2 protein-coding genes and 1 riboswitch are annotated in these 4,345 nt (G+C 64.1%); of the genes, one reads left to right on the top strand and one right to left on the bottom strand.

Annotated elements, in window-relative coordinates:
• Positions 1–236 precede the first annotated feature (236 nt).
• The gene (locus RUH75_RS23405; protein ID WP_313809610.1) at positions 237–1,637 is read right to left on the bottom strand and encodes an FAD-linked oxidase C-terminal domain-containing protein; all 1,401 of its coding nucleotides are present in this window, start codon (positions 1,635–1,637) and stop codon (positions 237–239) included.
• A 227-nt stretch (positions 1,638–1,864) separates the two neighbouring features.
• Positions 1,865–2,108, top strand: a riboswitch (cobalamin riboswitch).
• A 177-nt stretch (positions 2,109–2,285) separates the two neighbouring features.
• Here RUH75_RS23405 and RUH75_RS23400 point away from each other — a divergent pair.
• On the top strand, positions 2,286–4,268 hold the full coding sequence (locus RUH75_RS23400; RefSeq protein WP_313809609.1) for a TonB-dependent receptor: 1,983 nt from the start codon (positions 2,286–2,288) through the stop codon (positions 4,266–4,268).
• Positions 4,269–4,345 lie beyond the last annotated feature (77 nt).

Raw genomic sequence — 4,345 nt, 5'->3', positions numbered from 1 at the left:
GGGGGACCTGGTGTCCGTCTATGTTGGCGACCGTCCAATCCGCCGCCTCAGTGGCCGCGTCCCGTCCGGTGAGAGGCCATCTATGTGGGTCCGGGGATTCGGGCAACCCCTAAAATGACAGTTTTTGGAAATTCCTTGAAAAAACTCGCGGAAATTGACTCAAATAGCTGATTTTTCTATATATTTTCCTTTTGCAGTCGCGAAGGCTGATCAAGGATACCGGCAGAAATCTGCTCCTACACGGCAAAAATCTTGCCCGGATTGAACAGGTTCTTGGGGTCCAGGGCACGCTTGATCAGGCGCATCGTCTCCACCGCATCGCCCAGTTCGTCGATCAGGCAATCCTGTTTCCCCAGCCCGATACCATGTTCGCCGGTGCAGGTGCCGTCCATCGCCAGCGCGCGGTCGACCAGGCGGTGGTTGAGCGCCTCGACCTCCGCCAGTTCCTGGGCGCTGTTCAGGTCCATGGAGAAGATCACATGGAAATTGCCGTCGCCCACATGGCCCAAAATCGTCGCAGGCAGGCTGACCTTGTCCAGATCGGCGCGGGTTTGGGTGATGCATTCGGCCAGGCGGCTGATGGGCACGCAGACATCCGTGACCCAGCCGACCGCGCCGGGACGCATGTTGACGGCGGCATAATAGGCCTCGTGCCGTGCCTTCCAGAGTTTCGAGCGTTCTTCGGGCAGGTTCGACCAGCGGAATTCGCCGCCGCCGTTCAGGGCGGCAATGCCTTCCACTGTTCGCACCTGTTCCTCCACATAGGATTGCGACCCGTGGAATTCGAAGAAGAGCGTGGTGAGTTCGGGATAGTCCAGTTTCGACCAGCGGTTGACGGCGCGCATCTGATGGTCGTCCAGTAACTCGACGCGCGCCAGCGGCACGCCGATCTGGATCGACTGGACCACCGTGTCGACCGCGCCTTGCAGCGTGCCGAAACTGCACACGGCGGCGGAGATGGCTTCGGGGATCGCATGCAGGCGCAGGGTGATTTCGGTGATGATGCCCAGCGTTCCCTCGCTGCCGATCATCAGGCGGGTGAGGTCATATCCTGCGGCCGACTTGCGTGCCCGGCGGGCGGTGCGGATGTCGCGGCCGTCAGGCGTCACCACACGCAGGGACAATATCGCCTCGCGCATCGTGCCGTAGCGGACGGCGTTGGTTCCCGAGGCACGGGTGGAGGCCATGCCGCCGATCGTCGCATTGGCGCCCGGATCGATCGGGAAGAACAGGCCCTGATCGCGCAGATATTCGTTGAGCTGCTCGCGCCGGACCCCGGCCTGTACCGTGCAGTCGAAATCCTCCTGATGGACCGCCAATATCGCGTCCATCTGGCTAAGGTCCACGGTGACGCCGCCATGCACCGGCAGGGCGTTGCCCTCAATCGACGTGCCCGCGCCATAGGGAATGATCGGCACCTCCGCCACGATGCAGAGCCTGACCAGCTCCACCACTTCCCCGGTCGAATGGGCGAAGACCACCACATCGGGCAGGACGGGGTCGAAATGGGTTTCGCTCTGGCCGTGCTGGCTGCGGATCGCTTCGCCAAGGGTCGCGCGATCACCGATGATCGCGCGGAGCTGGTCGATAAAGCCATCGGGAAGGGGCTTGCGCGGTTGGGGGGATGGGGCGGTCATGACGGTCAGAGAGCGGCGCCGGTGGAAAGCAAAGCCTTGAACGTCATACATCCTCCTTCCAGATGCCTTGGGAATCATGTCCGTCCCGGCCGCTCATGAAGCTATCCGATAGCTACGCCTTTCAGACAGGTTTATGAAGAGGGGTGACTTTGCTTTCCGGCGAACGGACCCCCTTGCCAGCCGGGCGCGGACGCGTGTAACGGGCAAGGCGCGCGGGACTTGAAGCCCCGCGCAATGATCGCGCCGGTGTCCCGAAAGGGACTTAAAAGGGAACGCGGTGCGGGAGGAAACTCCCCAATCCGTGGCTGTCCCTGCAACTGTAAGCGGTGAGCGCGATGCATATGCGCGGCGGAGCAAGGCTTCCGCCGCCAGCCACTGGGCCGGACGCTAAATCCTGCGAGGCCTGGGAAGGCCTTGCATCGATGCGATGACCCGCGAGCCAGGAGACCTGCCGGCGTCTGGTCGCTCTTGCCTGGGTCCAGGGGATGGCCATGGCACGGTGTCTTTCCGTCTGAGCGACGAACGAGCGGTGGAGGCCGCATCGGTTCGCGGGAACGGTCGCTTTTGGCGTCCGGCCGTCCCTGCGCGCCGGCCGTCGACTGGCGGTCAGGCTCCACCGGATGTCGCGAGACGCCGGAAGGAATGGACATGCGATTGAAGATAATGGCGGCGGGCCTGATCATGGCTCAGCCTTTCCCGGCTCTGGCCGAGGTTCCCGTGGATGCCGAGATCGTCGTTTTCGGCCGGGGCGAGGCGAAGATCGGCGTCGCTCAGGCGGCAAGCGAGGGCAGCGTGGCTGGGTCCGACCTGCTGGTCCGCCCGCTGCTGCGCGTGGCCGAACTGCTGGAGGCGGTGCCGGGGATGGTCGCCGCCCAGCATTCGGGATCGGGCAAGGCGAACCAATATTTCCTGCGCGGCTTCAATCTCGACCATGGGTCGGACTTCACCACCTATATCGACGGCGTGCAGATGAATTTCCGGTCGCATGGACATGGGCAGGGCTATCTGGACCTTAACGGGCTGATCCCGGAAATCATCGCGCGGGAGGATTTCCGCAAGGGCCCCTATCGCGCCGATGGCGGGGACTTCGCGCTGGCGGGTGCGGCCTATATGAAGACGATCGACGGATATGAGCGGCCGTGGATGTCGGTCGAGGGCGGGTCCTACGGCGCGCGGCGGATCGCGGCGGGGGGCACGATCAAGGGGCCGGGCGCGGGCGAGCTGACGCTGGTGGCGCAGGCCAAGGCCTATGACGGGCCGTGGGAAGAGCCGGAGCATCTGCGTCATTATGCCGGTTTCGCCAAATATCGGGCGGGCGCGGTGGAAGCGACGCTGCACGCCTATCGCGCGACCTGGCGGCCGACCGAGCAGATTCCGGAGCGGATCATCGGATCGGCGGAATGTGCGGACGTCTTCTGCTCACCCGATCCTTCGGCGCGGGGCGAAACGACGCGCTTCGTCGGCAATGTCGCGGTCACCCAGGCGGACTGGCGGGCCAATGGCTATGCGCAATATTATGACTGGTCGATGTATTCCAACCCGACCTATGCCGATCCCGATGGCTCCAGCGCGCAGATCCGGCAATATGACCGGCGCTGGATCATCGGCGCGACCGCCGAGAAGCGCTGGTCGCTGGGGTCGACGCTGGATTTGGGCATCGGGACCGAGAATCGCTACGACCATATCGGCAATGTCGGCGTGTCCCGCACCGCCGACCGGGCGTTCCTGGCGTCGCTGGGGCGCTATCATGTCGAGGAGCTGTCGCTGGCGCTTTATGGCGATGTGACATGGCGGCCGTTGACGGGGCTGCGCCTGACTGGCGGGCTGCGGGGTGATCATTATCGTTATGCGGTGCGGGCGCGGGATGCCGCGGCGGCTGCTCTGGGCGCGGGCAAGGGGTCGGACGGCCTGCTTTCGCCCAAGGCATCGCTGGCCTACAGGCTGACGCCGCAAGTGGAACTCTATGCCAATTGGGGGCGGGGCTTTCACTCCAACGATGTGCGCGGGGCGGTGAATGCCGACACGCCGGTTCCGGTGCTGGTGCGCGGCACCGGCAAGGAACTGGGCGGGCGCTTCCAGATCGGATCGGCCAGCCTGACGGCGACTTATTGGTGGCTGGATGTCGGCAGCGAATTGCGCTTCGTCGGGGATAGCAACGCGGTCGAGCCGACCGGCGCGAGCAAGCGGCATGGTTATGAGATCGTCGCCTTCTGGCGGCCGCTGCCCTGGCTGGCGCTGGACGGCAATTATACCGCCAGCCATTCACGCTACGACAATGGCGACCATATTCCCAATGCGTTCGAAAATGCGGCATCGGCGGGGGCCGCGATCGTGGTCGGGCCGTGGGAGACGAGTTTGCGCGTGCGCCATCTGGGCCCTTATCCGCTGATCGAGGATAATAGCGCGCGGGACAAGGGCAGCACGGTGGTCAATGCCCGTGGCGCATGGAAGGGCAAGCGGATCGAGCTGTATGGCGAGTTGCTGAATATCCTCGACAGCCGGGACAAGGATATCGCCTATTTCTATGAATCCTATATCCCCGCCTTCGACGTCGCCGGGGCCCAGGAGGGGCGGTTGAGCCGGGTCGTCGAGCCGCGGACGGTGCGGCTGGGGGTGAAGGTGAACTTTTAGGACCGCATTTTGGCCATTTGTGGACATTCCTACCCTCGTCACCCCGGACTTGATCCGGGGTCCCGCTACCTTTCAGA

Source organism: Sphingobium sp. (genome assembly GCF_032153725.1).
GTDB lineage: Bacteria > Pseudomonadota > Alphaproteobacteria > Sphingomonadales > Sphingomonadaceae > Sphingobium.
This window is presented reverse-complemented; position numbering and strand designations above follow the sequence as displayed.